The 13780-nt window shown below is 68.6% G+C and carries 16 protein-coding genes; 3 read left to right on the plus strand and 13 right to left on the minus strand.

From position 1 onward, the window contains the following. Positions 1-80 precede the first annotated feature (80 nt). From HMH01_RS08280 to HMH01_RS08305, 6 genes are all read right to left on the minus strand, one after another. Positions 81-1274 (minus strand): ABC transporter substrate-binding protein, encoded by a 1194-nt coding sequence (locus HMH01_RS08280; RefSeq protein ID WP_171324200.1) that lies wholly within the window; start codon positions 1272-1274, stop codon positions 81-83. Between the two features lie 223 nt (positions 1275-1497). After that, positions 1498-2256, minus strand: coding sequence for a class I SAM-dependent DNA methyltransferase (locus HMH01_RS08285; protein ID WP_171324202.1), 759 nt, complete (start codon positions 2254-2256; stop codon positions 1498-1500). Positions 2257-2259: 3 nt separating this feature from the next. After that, on the minus strand, positions 2260-2829 hold the full coding sequence (locus HMH01_RS08290; protein ID WP_171324204.1) for a GNAT family N-acetyltransferase: 570 nt from the start codon (positions 2827-2829) through the stop codon (positions 2260-2262). A gap of 12 nt (positions 2830-2841) precedes the next feature. Next, positions 2842-3657 carry an alpha/beta fold hydrolase gene (locus HMH01_RS08295; protein ID WP_171324206.1) on the minus strand — a complete coding sequence of 272 codons (816 nt, stop codon included), beginning with the start codon at positions 3655-3657 and terminating at the stop codon, positions 2842-2844. A 3-nt stretch (positions 3658-3660) separates the two neighbouring features. Continuing rightward, positions 3661-4314, minus strand: coding sequence for a class I SAM-dependent methyltransferase (locus tag HMH01_RS08300; protein ID WP_171324207.1), 654 nt, complete (start codon positions 4312-4314; stop codon positions 3661-3663). Next, positions 4314-4718 (minus strand): hypothetical protein, encoded by a 405-nt coding sequence (locus tag HMH01_RS08305; RefSeq protein ID WP_171324209.1) that lies wholly within the window; start codon positions 4716-4718, stop codon positions 4314-4316. Before HMH01_RS08305 ends, HMH01_RS08300 begins: the two co-directional genes overlap by 1 nt. A 135-nt stretch (positions 4719-4853) precedes the next feature. On the opposite strand from HMH01_RS08305, the gene HMH01_RS08310 reads away from it, so the two are divergent. The 3 genes from HMH01_RS08310 (at position 4854) to HMH01_RS08320 (ending at position 8775) form a co-directional block, all read left to right on the plus strand. After that, positions 4854-6413, plus strand: coding sequence for a bifunctional AfsR/SARP family transcriptional regulator/alpha/beta hydrolase (locus HMH01_RS08310; RefSeq protein ID WP_171324211.1), 1560 nt, complete (start codon positions 4854-4856; stop codon positions 6411-6413). A gap of 125 nt (positions 6414-6538) precedes the next feature. After that, a complete protein-coding gene (locus HMH01_RS08315) occupies positions 6539-7324 on the plus strand; it encodes a class I SAM-dependent methyltransferase (RefSeq protein ID WP_246237371.1) in 786 nt (261 codons plus the stop codon). Positions 7325-7392: 68 nt separating this feature from the next. Continuing rightward, on the plus strand, positions 7393-8775 hold the full coding sequence (locus HMH01_RS08320; RefSeq protein ID WP_171324215.1) for an Hsp70 family protein: 1383 nt from the start codon (positions 7393-7395) through the stop codon (positions 8773-8775). 5 nt (positions 8776-8780) lie between these two features. Here the strand turns inward: HMH01_RS08320 and HMH01_RS08325 are convergent, their stop codons facing one another. From HMH01_RS08325 to HMH01_RS08355, 7 genes are all read right to left on the minus strand, one after another. After that, the gene (locus HMH01_RS08325) at positions 8781-9146 is read right to left on the minus strand and encodes a YybH family protein (RefSeq protein ID WP_171324217.1); all 366 of its coding nucleotides are present in this window, start codon (positions 9144-9146) and stop codon (positions 8781-8783) included. Positions 9147-9661: 515 nt separating this feature from the next. Continuing rightward, on the minus strand, positions 9662-10033 hold the full coding sequence (locus HMH01_RS08330) for a hypothetical protein (protein ID WP_171324219.1): 372 nt from the start codon (positions 10031-10033) through the stop codon (positions 9662-9664). Positions 10034-10077: 44 nt separating this feature from the next. Further along, positions 10078-10971 carry an alpha/beta fold hydrolase gene (locus HMH01_RS08335; RefSeq protein ID WP_171324221.1) on the minus strand — a complete coding sequence of 298 codons (894 nt, stop codon included), beginning with the start codon at positions 10969-10971 and terminating at the stop codon, positions 10078-10080. Next, positions 10968-11474, minus strand: a complete 507-nt coding sequence (locus HMH01_RS08340) for a DUF6653 family protein (protein WP_216366776.1) — start codon at positions 11472-11474, stop codon at positions 10968-10970. The genes HMH01_RS08335 and HMH01_RS08340 overlap by 4 nt, the downstream gene beginning before the upstream one ends. A 44-nt stretch (positions 11475-11518) precedes the next feature. Further along, positions 11519-11950, minus strand: a complete 432-nt coding sequence (locus HMH01_RS08345) for a Rossmann-fold NAD(P)-binding domain-containing protein (RefSeq protein ID WP_171324223.1) — start codon at positions 11948-11950, stop codon at positions 11519-11521. 22 nt (positions 11951-11972) lie between these two features. Beyond that, positions 11973-12596, minus strand: coding sequence for a LysE family translocator (locus HMH01_RS08350; protein ID WP_171324224.1), 624 nt, complete (start codon positions 12594-12596; stop codon positions 11973-11975). A gap of 102 nt (positions 12597-12698) precedes the next feature. Further along, the gene (locus HMH01_RS08355) at positions 12699-13760 is read right to left on the minus strand and encodes an NAD(P)H-dependent flavin oxidoreductase (protein WP_171324226.1); all 1062 of its coding nucleotides are present in this window, start codon (positions 13758-13760) and stop codon (positions 12699-12701) included. Between the last annotated feature and the right edge of the window lie 20 nt (positions 13761-13780).

Genomic DNA, 13780 nt, shown 5'->3' on the forward strand with positions numbered 1-13780 from the left:
GAAGATACCACTGCCCGCCCGGTCCGTTGGCGAAGCGTGGCCGCGCCCCGGATGGAGCGCGGCCGGCTTGTCGCGGCAACTCAGGAGCCGCCGATATCCGCGAGCGTGCCGCCGATGATCTCAAGCCGGCGGAAACTGCCCATGGCATCCCCTGCGGCATCGAACTCCACCCCCGTCGCACCCTCGTAATCGATATCCGTCCCCTCGGCGACGAGTTCGAGTGCGCGGCCAAGCTGGCCCGGACCGATCGGAATGCCGGGGGCATTCGCCAGGCCGGTCAGGACGGCGGCCATGGCCGCATTGTCGGTCGAGCCCGCGGCTTCCATCGACAACGCGATCAGTGCGGTCGCATCATAGGTTTCGGCCCGGAAAGGTCCGGTGCCGGTCGCCCCCGCCTCTGCCGCCAGCGCGTCATAGGCCGCGATCGCGTCGCTTGCGCCGCCGGGGGTCGTGCCGAAGCTGCCGTCGAGCGCGTCGCCGAACCGGTCGAGAAGCGTCTGGTGCAGCATGCCGTCTGGCAGGATGAAGCGATCGAACGCGCCGGTGTCGAGGGCCGCCTGCACGATGCCGATACCGCCCTGGTCGACATATCCGACGACCAGCAGTGCCTCTGCACCGGAAGCGGCGAGAGCACCCACCTCGGCCGAGTAGTCACCCCGCCCATCTTCGTGCGTCGCGACCAGGGTCACGGTTCCGCCGCGTGCCTCGAATGCGTCCCTGAACGCCTGTGCAAGGCCGCTGCCGTAGTCGTTGTTGGTGTAGGTGACGGCGACGCTGCCGATGCCGCGCGCCATCGTGAGGTCCGCCAGGATCTCGCCCTGCCGGGCGTCGGACGGCGCCGTGCGGAAGAACAATCCCCGGTCCTCGATGGTCGAGAGAGCCGGCGAGGTCGACGCAGGCGAGATCGCCAGCACACCCCGAGGCGCGAGCACGCCGGCGACCACCGCCGAACTCGCGCCCGAGCAGCCGGCGCCGAGAATGGCATGGACGCGCCTGCCCGACACGAGGCGTTCGGCCGCCGCGGTCGCCGCCCCGGTGTCGGCGCAGGTGGTGTCAGCCCGAACGGCGACGATCTCGCGGCCGCCAAGGATGCCGCCTGCGGCGTTGATTTCGGCGATGGCGACGTCCGCCGCTTCGCCGAAATCGGCCGCCAGCGACTCGATCGGGCCGGTGAAGCCGAAAAGCACGCCCAGGCGAACGGTATCGTCCCCGGCGGTAGCGGCGGCGGCAAGGCTTGCGGCCAGGAGGCCGCCGAGCACGGGTCTTGCAATCATGATCTATTCCTTCGGAATCGAGACCGCGCCGAACTGGCGGCGGCCATGAGGTTCAAGCCGGATCCAACCCACCCCCGCGCGCCGCGTGTGAAGCGGTGCCGGGCGATCCGGTCGCTGACCGCCTCTGCGGCAGTGAACGCTTCCGGTCGGAGTTGAGTCGAATCCTGCGGGCTGGATACCGGGGATGCGTCCCCCGACCGTCCCCCGTGGGCGGCGCCCCGGGTCAGATCGCGCGCGCGGTTACGAGGTAGCCTTCCTCGTCGTCGCGGATCGGCCCGTTTCCCTGCAAGTCCAGGAGGGTTACGTCCGCGAACCCGCAAGCCCGAAGCATCGCCGCGAATTGGTCCGGAAGGGGACGACGAAAGGCGATCCCGGTCGTCTCTTGCTGGGCGTGCCCGTCCGGGGTGACGACCTCGTTCGTCATCCGCCACCGGGCCACCTCGGGGTTCGGGTCCGGCAGGGCGTCGAGGATGCAGCGCAGCCGCGCGCCGTCGCGGTGGCGGATGATGTCCCGCGCGACGACCGTGCCCATGGCCGGTTCGCCGGGCCCGTCCATCACCAGCGCCAGCAAGCCCCCCGTGCCGAGATGTTCGCGCGCCCGGTCGAGCGCGGCCTCCATCTGGCCCGGCTCTGCCAGAAGCGTCAGGCTTCCCGCCGCGCAGAAGATCAGCCCGAACCGGCGTCCGAGCGCGAAATCCGTCATGTCCGCCTGATGCAGCACCGGCGCCAGGCCCAGGGCCGCGGCCCGATCCCGGCACAGCGTCAGCATGTCGGAAGAATTGTCGAGCCCTTCGACGGGATGCCCTTCGTCAAGCAGCGGCAGCAGCACGCGGCCCGTGCCGCTTGCCAATTCAAGCGCGAGGCCATCACATTCTGCGACAAGCCTGCGCCATAGCCTGAGATCGTCTCGGGCGTCGGCGTCGGTGTAGTCGTCATAGACCCTGGCAAGCAGGCCGTCATAGATCGCGCGGGGCTGCGGCATGGGTCAATCCTCCGCATCGATGTGCGCCGACTGGACGCGCCGCGCCATGTGCACCACCGGAAAGGACAGGCCGTCGCCCAAGTCGAGGTTGCCGTGCGCCACGGCAGCATAACCAAGACGGCGGTAGAGCGGAACCGCGTTGACCGTCGCCGCGAGCGTGAAGCGGATCGCGTGCCGTTCCATGGCCCGGGTTTCCACCGCGCGCACGAGCGCCGAGGCAACGCCCTGCCGGGTCAGCAGGGGGTGGACGAAGACGGACCGAAGATGGGCGCCGGGCTGACCGTCGAACCTCCGCGGCTCCCAGCCAGCCGATCCGACGACAAACCCGTGCCGTCGCGCGACAAGCATGCGCCCCGCCGCGATCATCCCTGGTGGGGCGGTGTCGCGGGTGACGAAGAGCCTGTGGATCTGTCGGGGGGAATAGGCGTCGGCCGCCAACATGACGAGCGACAGCTCGTGCAGGGCCCGCAGAGCGGGGGCGTCCCCGATCGTGGCAATGGAAATCGAGATTTCCGCGTGCGCGCCGGAACGGTCGGAATGGTCGGGTCTGGTGTCGGGCATCTGAATGGTCATGGCGGTTGTCCTTCAATCGTTGTCTTCCAGAAATCGGGCGATCACCGGGCCGATGCTGGATGGGTGCGTGATGGGCGAGAGATGCCCGGCGCCTTTGATCCGTGCCCGTGGCGCGCCGGGCATCGCCCGTGCGAGCGCCGTCATGATCGCGCGTGCCGCCGGGGTCGTTCCTGCGCCCTCGATCAGCAGTGTCGGTCCGGACCGATCCGCCGGTGCCTGCGGCGCGCCATCGAGAAGCAGGCCCCATTCCAGAGCGACCTTCGGCATGGCAGCCAGGAACGATGCCCGGGCCGGTTCCGGAAGCGCGTCCCAGGTGCCGACGCCGCCCCAGTAATCCGCGAAGGCGGCTGCGGCATCCCGCGTCCGCCCTTCCGAGATCGCAAGGACATGATCCGACGCGAGCGCCTCGATCGCTGTCAGCAGGGCCAGATCCTGCCCGCCGCGCAACAGGTCGAACCGGACGGGTTCGATCAGCGTGAGGGACCTGACCCGTTCCGGCTGCGAGGCGGCGAAGCCCATGGCCACGCATCCGCCGTAGGAGTGGCCCACAAGGTGGAACGGGCCATCGACGCGGCCGGCGATCGCAGAGACGGCCGCGACCTCGCGCTCCATGGAAAAGGCCCGGCCGCTTCGGTCTTCGCTCCGCCCGTAGCCGATCAGGTCCGGGGCGATGATGGGACGACCGCGGCCCAGATGGCCGTGCAGGCCGCGCCACTGCCATCTACCCGCCGCGCTGGAATGCAGAAGCAGCACCGGCGGGACCGCGGCAGGGGCGGGCAGGATCGCGTCGTGGCTGACGGCGAAGCTATCCGTTTCGAGCGTCGGCATGGGTCAGGCGCCCCCAGCGGGCGCGGCTGGCACCGCCCATCCGCCGACATGGCTGCCGAGCAACCCCAGCACCCCGGTGAACCGGCTTCTGCGAAGGTCGCGGCAGCGGAATCCGGCAGCCCGGAGATGCGCGAGCGGATCGCGGAGCAGCGTGCAGCCCCCGGCAAGCTGGCCCCACGGCCCGTCGATGCCCCGTTGCACCCACCGGCGCATCCCCGGATCGGCGATCCCGTGCTCGCAGAACAACAGCCGCCCGCCGGGCTTCAGGATGCGCGCGGCCTGCCAAAGGCAGGCGGCAGGATCGGGGACCGTGCAGAGCACATAGCCCATGACAAAGGTATCGGCTGATGCGGATGGCAGCGGCAGCGTCTCGCCCGTGGCATCGATCACCTTCACGGGAACCCGGGCGCTGCGCAACGCGCGGCCGGCCCGGCGGCGCATCCCGGCATCCGGTTCGATGGCGAGGATGCGGGCGACACGGGCGGGATCGTAATGCGGCAGGCTGTGGCCCGAGCCGAAGCCGATCTCCACGACGACACCGGTTGCGCGCGGCAGGATCGCACGGCGCATCTTGTCGAAATCCGCAGAGCCGCAGCCGGCGTCGACCACGCAGGCCGGAAGCCGCTGCCGGATCCCTTGCAGGCAGGTGACGCACATCAGTCGGCCACCTTTACCGGTCGGGCGAGAAGGGCGGCGATCCCGGTCATGGCGTCCCATGCCGGCGCGATCGCTGCAAGACGCGCACCCCCGTCGTTCGCGGCGATCCGCGCCCCCGTGTCAGGATCGGGGCCGCCCGCATTCGCCCCCACTGCGGGGGCCCAATGCTCGGCGTCTCGGGCCATGCGGCCCCGCAGCCACGAGAGTTCCGCGACACCCACCCCGGAAAACCCCATTGCCGCCGTCCGTGGCAGCGGCAGCGCGTCCATCACCGCCGACAGGTCCGCCGGGATGGCGCGTCCGGAACACGCGGATGGATCGATGGGCCGATCGCTTTCGCCAGTCCCGTCGCAGGCGATCCGAACCCCGTGGTCGGATTTCGTGAGCATTGTCTTGTTCATCATTGTCCGGCCTCGTGTTTGTTTGCGTGGACGCATGCCGACGACGCGGCTATCCCCGGGTCGAAGCTGCGACTCGGCGCTGTGTCTAAGGACCATTCGTCCCCTGAGCGTCGCCTCCAGCGGCACAGGGGACGCGCGATGGAACCGCCACACCGCATCGACCTGACCCTGCTGGGGTCACCGGGCCTTTCGATTGACGGCAAGCCGCTCTTGCTGCGCGAACGGCGCGCGCTCTGCCTTCTGGCCTGGCTTGGCGAGGTCGCGCGCCCGGTCGCGCGGGACGAAGCCGCCGCCATTCTCTGGCCCGATTCCGAACCCGAGACCGGGCGGACGCGCCTGCGTCGGCTGATCTACAAGATCAACTCCGCTGCGCAGGCCACCGTGATCGAATCGAACCGACTGACCCTGCGGTTTCCCCAGGCGGCGGCGCTCGATGTCGACAGCGCGCGGTTTGCTGCGCTGATCGCGGGACGCCAGCACGCAGCGGCGCTGGATCTCTGGCGTGGGCCCTTCCTGGAGGGACTCGATCTTTACGACAGCGAACCGTTCACCGAATGGCTGTTCTACCGCCGCGAGGCCCTGAACGGGCGCTACGTCCACGCCCTGGAACGCGAAAGCGAACGGGCGCGCCGGGAAGGTGACGCCCAGTCGGTCCTGACCCTGGCCCGCCGCCTTGTGGATCGCGACCCGCTTGACGAGGCGGCGCATCGCAGCGTCATCGCGGCCAGTCTTGATCTGGGCGATATTCGCGCGGCCCGGACGCAGTTCGACCTGTTGAGCCAGGTTCTTCGGAACGAACTGGGGGTCGCACCGTCCTCCGAGACGCGGTCCCTGTTGGCGCGGCTTTCCGCACAGCCGATCGCGCCGCCGCGAACGCGCTACACGCCGGTCGACGATGTGCATATCGCCTGGCAGACGCACGGATCCGGGCCCGTGGATGTCGTGGTCGTCCCCGGCTTCGTGTCCCATCTCGAACGGATGTGGGAGGATGCGCGGGTCAGGACATGGCTCGACCGCGCCGGCGGCCTGGGGCGGCTGATCCTGTTCGACCGTCGCGGCGTCGGTCTGTCCGACCGGGTTGGGGCGGCGCCCACGATCGAGGCCACGGCGGCGGATATCGGCGCGGTGATGGATGCGGCGGGAAGCCGGCGCGCGATCCTGTTCGGCGCGTCCGAGGGCGGCCCGGGCTGCGTCCGCTTTGCTGTGGATCGGCCCGACCGGGTCGCGGCGCTGATCCTCTGGGGGTCGCTTCCCAAGGGAAGCCGATCGGCCGAATTCCCCCACGCGCTCACTTCGGAGCAGTATGACACCTGGCTGGGTCGACTGATCGCGCAATGGGGCGGCCCGGCCGAGATCGAGACATTCGCCCCAGGTCTCGCGCGGGATCGCGCGGTCGCCCAATGGTGGGCGAGCCTGCTTCGGGCCGGATCGAGTCCCGGTGCGATCCGCCGCGTTCTCTTCGCGCTGCGCGATGTCGACGTGCGGCATCTGTTGCCGCGTGTGGCCGCGCCGACGCTTGTTCTTCACCGCCAGGGCGACCGGGCCGTGCGCCACGAAGCGGGACAGGCAATCGCGAATGCCGTTCCCGGCGCCGAATTCCGCCTGCTCGATGGCGACGATCACTGGTTCTGGGCGGGGGATCCCGGCGCCAGCCTGGCCGCGATCGCGGAGGCCGCAGCGCAGGCGTCCCGCCCCTAGGTCCTGACCGGGTTTCGGCGCCCGCGCAGCAGGGGACGGAGAGGGGACGCGCGGATGAGAACATGCGCCTGTTGCCCGGCCGACGATGCGCGCGCCCGGGCTGTCCGTGGAATGGGAAGATACGAATGACAGTGCCCTCATCCCTGTTCGACCAGTACGAGCGTCAGGCCAGGTGGCGCCCGGTTGCGGCGACCGTCCAGCAACTCGGCCCACTTGAAGGAAAGAAGGTGGCCGACCTCGGATGCGGGTCGGGCCATGTCGCGCGGATGTTCGCGGCGAGGGGCGCGCAGGTGACAGGGATCGACCGCGATGCCGAGCTGGTCGCGCTTGCGGCGCGAAAGGCGCCCGGAGTGCATTGGGTGAACGCCGATCTGTCGGATCCAGGCACCTGGGGCCGCTCGGGTTTCGACATCATCTGGTCTTCCTTCACCATCGCCTATGCTCCGGACCCGACGACCTGGCTGAAACGCTGGCACGCGGCCCTTGCACCCGGAGGCCGGCTCATCCTCATGGACGTGGGCGGACTGCTGGACCATGAGCCGATCGGCGAGGCGGATCGCGAAACGATCGGCCATTTCTGCCGGGAAGCTGCCCAAGCCGGCCTTTATCACTTTGATGCGGCAGAGCGACTGGTCGACTGGCTGGAGGCGTCAGGCTTCGATGTTCTCGGCGAAACCGATCTGCATGACGAAGAACTGACATTCACGGGCCCCGCGCCCCCGGATGTTCTGGCGGCATGGGCCGCGCGCCTTGCGCGGATGCCACGCCTTCGCGCCGCCGCTTCCCCGGGGTTCACGGATCGGTTCCTTGCGTCGTTGACGCACCCTGATCACCGCAGTCACAGCAGGGTGAGGGCAGCCATTGGCCGTCGTGGCCGAGACGCAGGCCGCTGGGCGGCCAGGGGTGCATGAAATCCCCTGGCCCACGCCCCGAGCCATCGCCGTGGAACGAGGGGTCGCTGTCCGGACGCGGGCGCGATATGTGCCTGTCCCGTGGTCGCAGGTCCGACCTGGAACAACATCACGATACGAAGTGGATTATTCCGTTGTCAGATATTCGCAGCATCGGGGTTGATTTCGGGACGACCAACACCGTCGTCGCCGTCATGAATGACGCAGGCGACCCGCATACCGTTTCGTTTCGGCATGGCAGCGAGGCGTCATCGACCTTGCGCACGGTCCTCGGCTTTCAGGATGAGCCCGACAGACCTGTCCGGGGGATTGTCGAAGCCGGAACAGCGGCGATTTCGATGTACCTGGAGGCCCCGGACGACACGAGGTTCCTGCAATCCATCAAGTCGCACGCGGCAAGCCGCCTATTTGCCGGGACGCGGATACATGGCGTTCACCATGACCTCGAGGATCTTCTCGAAACATTTCTGCGCCGCGCGTGGCAATACGCAGATCTTCCGGCGCCCGGCGGATTCAGGTTTGTTGTCGGACGCCCGGTGCGCTTTGCCGGCAGCAACGCCGATGAGACCCTCGCCATGGAACGGTACAAGGCCGCCTTCACGAGGCTTGGCGCGCGGGACATCCTCTTTGTCCATGAACCTGTCGCGGCAGCATTCTTTTTTGCCAGGCGCCTGACATCCCCTGCGACGGTGCTGGTGGCAGACTTCGGCGGCGGCACCACGGACTATTCGGTCATGCGGTTCGAGTTTCGAAAAGGACGTCTTGTCGCCCGACCGCTTGCAAAAGGTGGTGTCGGGATCGCTGGCGATCGCTTCGATCTGAGGATCCTCGAGAACGTTGTCTTGCCCGAGTTGGGCAGTGGCAGCGTCTACTCCAGCATGGGGCGGTCGTTTACGATACCCAGGTCCCTGTATGCCGGCCTGGCACGGTGGGAAACAATGGCGAACTTCCGATACTCCCGGGAATTTCGTGAGTTGAAGAAGATCCGCCGGCTGGCGCAGGAGCCATGGAAATTGGATCAACTGATCGACATGGCCGGGAACGATGACGGCTACGGTCTCTACAAGGCGGTTGCCGACCTGAAGGCCGGGTTGTCATGCGCGCCATCCGCGATCCTGGAATACGCCGACCTTTCATTTCCTGACGGTGGGCGGGTCAAGCGCGGCGACTTCGAGCGCTGGATCGCCGACGACATATCAAGGATGGACGCGGCACTCGTTCAGACGTTGTCCGAATGCGATATCGCCCCCCACGAGATCGACCGCGTCTTCCTTACCGGCGGGACCTCGTTCGTTCCGGCCGTTCGCGGGATATTCGAGAAAAGGTTTGATACTGGCATCATCCAGACCGGCGACGAGCTTCATTCGATCTCGAACGGGCTGGCGATGATAGGGGATCGAGAAGACTCCGAAGACTGGGCCGTGGAAAGCTTCACGGCTACGCGGGCTTGATCGACCTAATCCAGCCTGTCGAAGCTCCATGTCACGAAGTCCACCCGCCAGGAGGGCTTCAGCACCCACAGATGGTGACCGTACACCGGGTCCATTCCGTCGATATCGGTGCGAAAGCGCGCACGCTTGATTGCCATGGAATTCGCCACCTCCAGCGACACCTCCGAAAGGGTGATGGACCGGATATGTCCAGTCGGGCCGTGCAGATATGCCCTGACCTTCGCAAGTCCGACAACAGGCTCGCCGATCGGCGGCTGCATCGTGATGTCGGCTGTCATCATCGCGCAAAGCGTGTCGAGATCACCATGTATCTCGGCCTCGATCCAGCGAGACTGTAGTTCCAGAATTGCTTGTTCGTCCGCGCGTGTCATCGGTTCCGACCTGGTAGCGTGATGGTCCATTGTCCCGGCCCAACCGCAACGACCGGCTGGTGGTGGTTCCCGGCAGGCGCTGGAAATTCCGGGCTGGGGCAGAATGGGTTGGTCTGCGTGTTAAATGAAGACCCCCGGACGGAAACCTTCCGGCGGGCGGTCTGCGAAAAGTCCCGGGTCCGGTCACAGGCTGCATTCACCCGCTATCCGTTCGACTACCGTGTATAACCCATCGCGCCATTCGCTCAACTGTAGCAGCGACGCGTTCGACACCGGCATCGGCTTTCACGCCATTTCGCCGACCCAGCGCTTGCAGCGACAGATGCGACCCGCCGGCACCCCTGGCCGCGAGGGGACGGACCCGAGACACTCTCCGTCAGGAAAATTCGGCCATGGGCGTGGGGGTGTTGCAAGACATGGACCAGCCTGTCGCGACAGGGGATGGCCGGCGTGCCCTTCGAGGCGTTGGCAGGCGCGGCGAAGACGCCTTCCGCGGTGATGGGCAGTCGATCCGGTCATCCCGTCGCCCCGGTTCGGTTCCGGCCATGACCGACGCGAAGCGAGACGAGTTCCGCCGCGATCCCGCCGCCATGGATCAGGAAGCTCAGCGGGACCGCCGGGGCGATGGGACTGGCCATGATCGGCCCCCAAAGCATCGCCAGCGCCGAAAGAGGCACGCAATGGGCGGCGATGGCGAGCAGGCTGAAGCGCCGGGGCGCCGGGCCGTGCGCGCCCATCCACATCGCGACGGCGACAAGACCCATCAGCGGATACGCCTGCGCCAGCCCCGCAACGGCCATCGGGTTTTCCGCAAGCCCGCCATAGGGACCCGAACCCGAGTAAAGGCCGACATACGCCCCGATGGTCAGCAAGGGTGTCAGCGTCATCAGAAAGCCCGCGTGCCAACGCAGGATGCGGCGTCCATCGATACTCAATTCGCGTCCCCCGTACCGGATTCGGTCCGGGGGCGCGTCGCCGTCGCCCCGGCGCGGCGAAGGTGCGCTTTGACAAGCGAGGCGAAGCGGGCGGGCTTTTGCTCGGGCAGCAGGTGGCCTGCATCGGGCACGACGATATGGTCCGCGCCGGGAACGAGGCGTGCGGCCGCGTCCGAGACGATGGCGTAGCAGGCGCGGGTGCGCGCGCCGCGGGCCACCGTCACCGGGCACCCGATACGCCCCAGGTCCTGTGGGCCCAGGGGGATCGGCGGCGTCTGCGCGAAGATCGCCCCGAGCGTCTGCACGGTGTCGCGGTGGATTGCACGGATCTCGTCTGGCTGGGCATCGCAATATCCGGAAGCCTGCGCGGCGGCGTCGATGGCCAGCCGCAAGGCGCCCTCCGGGTCGCCGCGCGCAAACGCCTCTTCGACCGGAGCGAAGGCCGCCCGCATGTCGTCCAAAACGGCATCGCGGGCGGCCGCGTCCTCGACGAAGGTCGGGAAGCCGGGCTCGTAGAGGAACAGGCTGCGGACGAGGTCGGGGCGGTCGATGGCGACTGCGATCGCCGCGTGCGCCGAGTAGGACCAGGCGACAAGATGCACCGGGCCGCGCCCAAGCGACCGGATAAGGTCGATCAGGTCGTCGCGCTGACCCGCGGTGCCGAAGGGCCGGGAAGGCCGTGCATCGGCCGCGAGGGCAGGCAGCGTCACGGTGATCGCCTCGACCATGTGGGACAGCTTGCTGGCGACCGGGCAAAGGCTGCGCAGGTCGCCAAGGACGCCGTGCGTCAGCAGGACCGGCTGGCCGCTTCCGTGACTGCGGAAGGGAACAGCTGCGCCCTCGATTTCGAACACGGGCCGTTCGGTCGGGATGGAAAGGTCGGTCGTCATCTCGGTCCCCCTTCGGGATGCGCGGAAGTCCAGGCTCGGGCATGGATCGGGCCGGCCATGTCGCGTTCCAGCCAGACCATCCGGTCCAGATACCAGAGCTTGCACAGCATGCCAGTGGCGTAGCCGAAGGCCGTGGGCCAGGGCTCGAGGGCGATCACGCCGTAAAGCAGCACGGCATGGCCAAGCGCCGCGCCCGCCACCAGGATGCGCGGCACGCTGCGGTGCCAGGGCGGCACCTGGTCCCGCGACATGCGGAGCCAGAGACGCTCGCCCATGGTCGATTTCGAGCCCCAGTTCTCGGTCGAGCGGGGGGCCGATGTCATCCGCGGGTTGATCCGGATGAAGAAGACCGCGGCCGCCAGGGCGGCGATCCACCACGGCCCGATCCAGACCCGGGACCAGCCGGCGAGGGTGAGCAGCGGCAGACCGAACAGGATGCGGGTCCATACGCTGACGGGATGGGCGTGGCGCGCCCAGGTCTCGGCATCGGCGCCGGATATCATCGGAAAGAGCCGGCGAAGACGTGAGCGGGCTGTCATCCGGCGGGTCATCGGGCCACCTGCGGCCACGCGGCGGTGCGTCCGAGAAGGCCGCCGTCCAGGGGTCGGCCCGTGCCGACCATGTGGTGCACGTCCTTGCAGGCCAGCAGCACCGCGGCCTTCCACGCCGGATCGGCCGTCGTTGGGCGAATGCCGGCATGCCCCGCGCGCCCGGCAATGTTGACGATGGTCCCCCCGCTCGACCGCATGGCGCGAACCGGCACCGGGCAGCCCAGGGCGACGCCGTCGTCCGGCAGCCGCGGGAACATCGCCAGCGGCGATGCGCTTTCCCCGGTCCGGGCGGCGGCACTTCCGGCTGCCACTGGGTCGAGGTCGGTGCCGCGGGGCCTCGCCGCTTCGGCGGCGCAGGCCTTGGCGATGGCTGGGCCGATCCCGCGTCCCGCGCCCGTCGCAAGGGCGATCTTTTCATCCGCTCGCATGCCGCATCCTTTCATCATCGGATCATCCGGCAATTGCCCAGAACCCGGCAGCCGCCAGGATGACGGCGACAAGGGCAGCCCCGACCCGCATGAAGGGGCCGCTGCCGGGCCGGGCGCCGATGCGATCCAGCACCAGCGCGACACCGCTGAACCAGGCGAAGTGCAGCACGCAGACGAGCGCCCCAAAGGCGATCCGGTCGGCCATGCCCGCCTGCGCGGCGCCGCTTGCCCCGAAGACGGCTGCGAAGAACAGCGGCGTCTTCGGGTTCAGGACCGAGGCCAGCGCCCCGTCGCGGAAAGCGGCGCGTGATCTGGCTGGCAGGGCTGAACGCCCGTCGCCATGCGACCCCGCGATGGCTGCGGAAAGGAACCGCCAGGCGAACCACCAGAGCACGACAGAGCCAAGAACCCGGAACACGGCCTCGGCTCCGGGGACCAGATCCGTGACGACGCCCATGCCGGTAGCCGCGCCCAGGATGTAGGCGCTCGCCCCCACCGTGCTTCCCGCGGCGGCGGCGACGCCGGCGCGTCGACCGCCCCCCACGGCGTTGCGCGCGACGGCGGCGAAATCGAGCCCGGGCATCATCAGCACGGGAAGCACCAGGGCGAGTGTCGCCGGGGCGTGCAGGGTCCAGAATGCGTTCATGACTGTTTTCTTTCCTGGGCTTGCCTGGTGCCCAGGGCACCTTGGTGGACGCGATCGGCGCGACTTGGTTCAGCCCCTCGATCCCGGATCTGGTGTCGATGTTCAGGCTGGGGCCGCTTCGCCATTGGATCGGCCTCGCGTTGCCAGGACGGCGGCAGCGCCAGACGCGCGCCGCGCCAGCGCCGCGATCGTCTCTTGGGCCTCGCGCGTCATCTCTTCGACGATCCGGGCCGCGGGTTTCAATGCGTGGATCTTGCCCGCGCCCTGTCCCGCGGTAAGGCAGAGCTGGTCGAGGTCGCCGTCCACGTCCCGCGTCGGCAGGTAGACCGAGAAGCGCGGCAGCGGCACCGCGCCGTCCGGCGTGTGCAGCGTGCCGGCGATCTGACCGGCGGTGGCGGCCATCGCCACTTCCTCGCGCCCGGCCCATTCGTCGGTCGCCGCGTTGCGGATCACCCGCATCGGCTGAAGCGGCATTTCCGGGCCGAACAGCGTGGTGGACACGGTATCGGCCACACCGGCCGCCAGCACCCGCGCCTTGTAGCCGTCATTCGCGTCGGCCTCGTGGCTGGCGAGGAAGCGCGTGCCGCACCAGACGCCCTCGGCCCCCAGGGCGAGCGCGGCCGCCATGCTTGCCCCATCGGTGATGCCGCCCGCGGCGATCACGGGGATCGGTGCGACCGCCGCCTTGACGGCCGGCAGCAGGTTGAACGTCGTGCCGACCGAGCGGTTGTGCCCGCCACCCTCCAGCCCCTGGACGATGATCGCTTCGGCCCCGAGGGCCTGCGCATCGCGCGCCTCCTCGATCGATCCGACCTGCATCCAGAAGGCGGTGCCGCACGACTTGATCCGGGCCACCTGGTCGCGGGTCGGGGTGCCCCAGAAGACGACGCAGAGCGCGACCGCTTCCTCGGCCAGCACGTCGAGATGCGCGTCCGTGATCATCGGCGCGAGCAGGTCCACGCCGAAGGGCTTGTCGGTCTTCGCCTTCACCGCGCGCACCATGGCGCGCAATGCCCCGGCGGGCGCGACGTCCGCGCCGATCATGCCGAGGCCACCGGCGTTCGAGACGGCTGCGGCGAGATCGGGCCGGGCGACCATCGCCATGCCGGCGTTGAGGATCGGGGTTCTCAGGCCGAAGCGGCGGGTGATTTCGGTGTCGATCATGTCAGATGTCCTTTCCTGGA

Source organism: Halovulum dunhuangense (assembly GCF_013093415.1).
Taxonomy (GTDB): Bacteria; Pseudomonadota; Alphaproteobacteria; order Rhodobacterales; family Rhodobacteraceae; genus Halovulum; species Halovulum dunhuangense.

Bases quoted from the DNA above. Each gene is read 5' to 3' on its own strand.
- HMH01_RS08280 (WP_171324200.1), bottom strand. From the start codon at position 1,274: ATGATTGCAAGACCCGTGCTCGGCGGCCTCCTGGCCGCAAGCCTTGCC.
- HMH01_RS08285 (WP_171324202.1), bottom strand. From the start codon at position 2,256: ATGCCGCAGCCCCGCGCGATCTATGACGGCCTGCTTGCCAGGGTCTAT.
- HMH01_RS08290 (WP_171324204.1), bottom strand. From the start codon at position 2,829: ATGACCATTCAGATGCCCGACACCAGACCCGACCATTCCGACCGTTCC.
- HMH01_RS08295 (WP_171324206.1), bottom strand. From the start codon at position 3,657: ATGCCGACGCTCGAAACGGATAGCTTCGCCGTCAGCCACGACGCGATC.
- HMH01_RS08300 (WP_171324207.1), bottom strand. From the start codon at position 4,314: ATGTGCGTCACCTGCCTGCAAGGGATCCGGCAGCGGCTTCCGGCCTGC.
- HMH01_RS08305 (WP_171324209.1), bottom strand. From the start codon at position 4,718: ATGATGAACAAGACAATGCTCACGAAATCCGACCACGGGGTTCGGATC.
- HMH01_RS08310 (WP_171324211.1), top strand. From the start codon at position 4,854: ATGGAACCGCCACACCGCATCGACCTGACCCTGCTGGGGTCACCGGGC.
- HMH01_RS08315 (WP_246237371.1), top strand. From the start codon at position 6,539: ATGACAGTGCCCTCATCCCTGTTCGACCAGTACGAGCGTCAGGCCAGG.
- HMH01_RS08320 (WP_171324215.1), top strand. From the start codon at position 7,393: ATGTGCCTGTCCCGTGGTCGCAGGTCCGACCTGGAACAACATCACGAT.
- HMH01_RS08325 (WP_171324217.1), bottom strand. From the start codon at position 9,146: ATGACACGCGCGGACGAACAAGCAATTCTGGAACTACAGTCTCGCTGG.
- HMH01_RS08330 (WP_171324219.1), bottom strand. From the start codon at position 10,033: ATGACGCTGACACCCTTGCTGACCATCGGGGCGTATGTCGGCCTTTAC.
- HMH01_RS08335 (WP_171324221.1), bottom strand. From the start codon at position 10,971: ATGACGACCGACCTTTCCATCCCGACCGAACGGCCCGTGTTCGAAATC.
- HMH01_RS08340 (WP_216366776.1), bottom strand. From the start codon at position 11,474: ATGATATCCGGCGCCGATGCCGAGACCTGGGCGCGCCACGCCCATCCC.
- HMH01_RS08345 (WP_171324223.1), bottom strand. From the start codon at position 11,950: ATGCGAGCGGATGAAAAGATCGCCCTTGCGACGGGCGCGGGACGCGGG.
- HMH01_RS08350 (WP_171324224.1), bottom strand. From the start codon at position 12,596: ATGAACGCATTCTGGACCCTGCACGCCCCGGCGACACTCGCCCTGGTG.
- HMH01_RS08355 (WP_171324226.1), bottom strand. From the start codon at position 13,760: ATGATCGACACCGAAATCACCCGCCGCTTCGGCCTGAGAACCCCGATC.